Below are 2,306 nucleotides of genomic sequence, written 5' to 3' on the forward strand. Positions count from 1 at the left end.
CCGGTCCGTCCGCCCGCACGCCGCGCATTGCTTGGCGTTCTGGCGATCGACCCAGTCAGTTCGTGAGTGCGAGTAGATTTGCGTCCAAGGCGGAATATCCACCTTGGCCGGGTCCACCCGATCACGTTTCAGATCCATCAGCTTCCAGACCTTGACCGACCGAGGCTGGCCGTCGACGTCGTAGCCGACGCTATATTCCTGCCCCGACCTCATGCGGGCGGCGACGACACGCACACTACTTTTGTGCTTACTCGCCAAGGTCTTGAACATGCTCCAACGCTGAATGAACTCAAGCCGGTTGAGCTTGAATTTCACGTCTCTCGCAAGAGCGTAGTAGTTCGCAAACCCCCGCAGTTCGGCGTTGTAGGCAAGGACGATCTCGACATCGCTACAGCTTAGGAGAGCGTTCCGGTGGCTGGCCTTCAACACGGCCATGTCACCATATCCCTTCCTTGAGGCGAACCCGAACACCTTCTCCCACGGCACGTTGAGTTGCATTACCTCCGAAGGGGGCCTGCGGCTGAAGTGCTGCGAGCCAAGCTGGCTCCGCACCGTCCACTGGCGTCCCGTGTAGGTTCGCACCTCATAACCGAGGAAGGCGGCGCCGTCGCTCGCCTTGCGGATACCGCTTTTCTCCTCGGACACGCTCAGCGCCAGCGCGTTGGTCAGGAAAGCCCCAACCTCGGCGAAGACCTGTCGCGCATCTTCCTTGCTACCGATCACACCAATAAGGAAATCATCGGCATAGCGGCAATAGCGGAGTCGGCGATATCCGGCGTCCATGCCATCTCGCGACGGCAGCGTACGCATCTGTTTCGACATGATGTCGATCTTGGCCAGAATAGCCTTGATCGTCACCTCGTCGGCGTTGTCGCAGGCTTGAAGACTTTTGAGCCGCTTTCGCTGTTTCGCGATGCGTGCTGCCAATCTCCGGTACTCCGGATTCATGGCGCGGGTCTTGCCCTTCTCGAAGGCGGCGATCCGGCCTGCGACGAACTCATCGAGCTCATGCAGGTAGATGTTTGCCAAGATCGGGGAGACGATCCCGCCTTGCGGAGTGCCGCTGTAGGTCGGGGTGTTCACCCGTCCCTCCATGACGCCCGCCTTCAGCATGTCGCCGATCAGGCCAACGAACTTCTCGTCGTCGATCCGTTTCCGCAACAGCGTGAGCAGAACGTCATGGTCGATGTTATCGAAGAATCCAGCGACATCCACATCAACAAGCCACTTCACGCCCGTCCAGACGGCCTTTACATGTTCAAGTGCCGTGTGACACGATCTCCCCGGTCGAAATCCATGCGAGGCGTTCGAGAACACCGGCTCATAGATCTTTTCGAGAAGTTGGCGCGCCACCTCCTGGACGAGACGGTCGTCACACGTGGGTATACCAAGCGGACGCCGCTTTCCCTTGCCTTTCGGGATAAACACCCGACGCACTGGTCTCGGCTTGTAGGCTCCGGTCGTCACGCTGGCGATCAACGGATCGAGGTCCTCGGGACCGAAGTCCGCGAAGGTCTCGCCATCGACGCCCGGCGTCATCGCGCCCCGATTGGAGGCGATCTTGCTGAGTCCCTGCTCCCAAAGAAGCCGAGACCCCATCAGACGATGAAGCCCATTCACCCGTTTGCCCGACGCTGCCAGCGTCGGAATGGCCTCCAACCGGGCCATCACAGTTTCAGGTAGCATCAGCACACCCCATGATTTGCGGTTGAAGTATCGCAACTGCCGCCCTTCTCCCGGTGGTCCCCGTTTTCGGCCCGGTCGCCCGTTCCTTATGCGGATGCACCGTCTCCCCGAATGGGGGAGCTGTCCCGGGCATTACCCCGGGCATTTGAATACTATGGCGGCTCCGTACCCGTGCAGGTCGGCCGAAGCCGCCTGTTTAGGGCATCCCGTAGTTACACTGATCGGAGATACGACGCGGTTAGGTGTCCCGTTCATCCACTGAACCCCTCGACGAGAGGCGCGCCGGACGGGCTGAGGAGCAGAGGGCCAAGACATGAGACCCTTGCCATCGTCCGGAACTGGCGTGTCAGTCGCTTTCGCCAGAATCGCTATATAGATCGCTGCAGACTGGGATTTAAGCAGTATAGCCTTCACCGTGCGCGTCTTGCCCTGACCGGCATCGCCCCCTTACGACTGGGACGCATTCGGCCTTACTCCAAGCATGCTATTGTCCCCCGTCCGTTTCCGGATTTCAGGTCTTTCGGACCCGAGGTTAGCTTGGCGGGCAGAGGTTTCCTCAACTTACCTCATCATTGCTGATACTCCTTTCAGCGCCACAACGGCGCACTGTCCTTGTAGCC

At 59.7% G+C, this 2,306-nt stretch carries 1 protein-coding gene; it reads right to left on the reverse strand.

Annotated features, from left to right (window positions below):
* A partial coding sequence (locus SX1_RS22140; RefSeq protein ID WP_255209831.1) for a reverse transcriptase domain-containing protein occupies nt 1-1,722 on the reverse strand: 1,722 nt, incomplete at its 3' end.
* Between the last annotated feature and the right edge of the window lie 584 nt (nt 1,723-2,306).

Source organism: Sphingobium xenophagum NBRC 107872 (assembly GCF_000367345.1).
Lineage (GTDB): Bacteria > Pseudomonadota > Alphaproteobacteria > Sphingomonadales > Sphingomonadaceae > Sphingobium > Sphingobium xenophagum.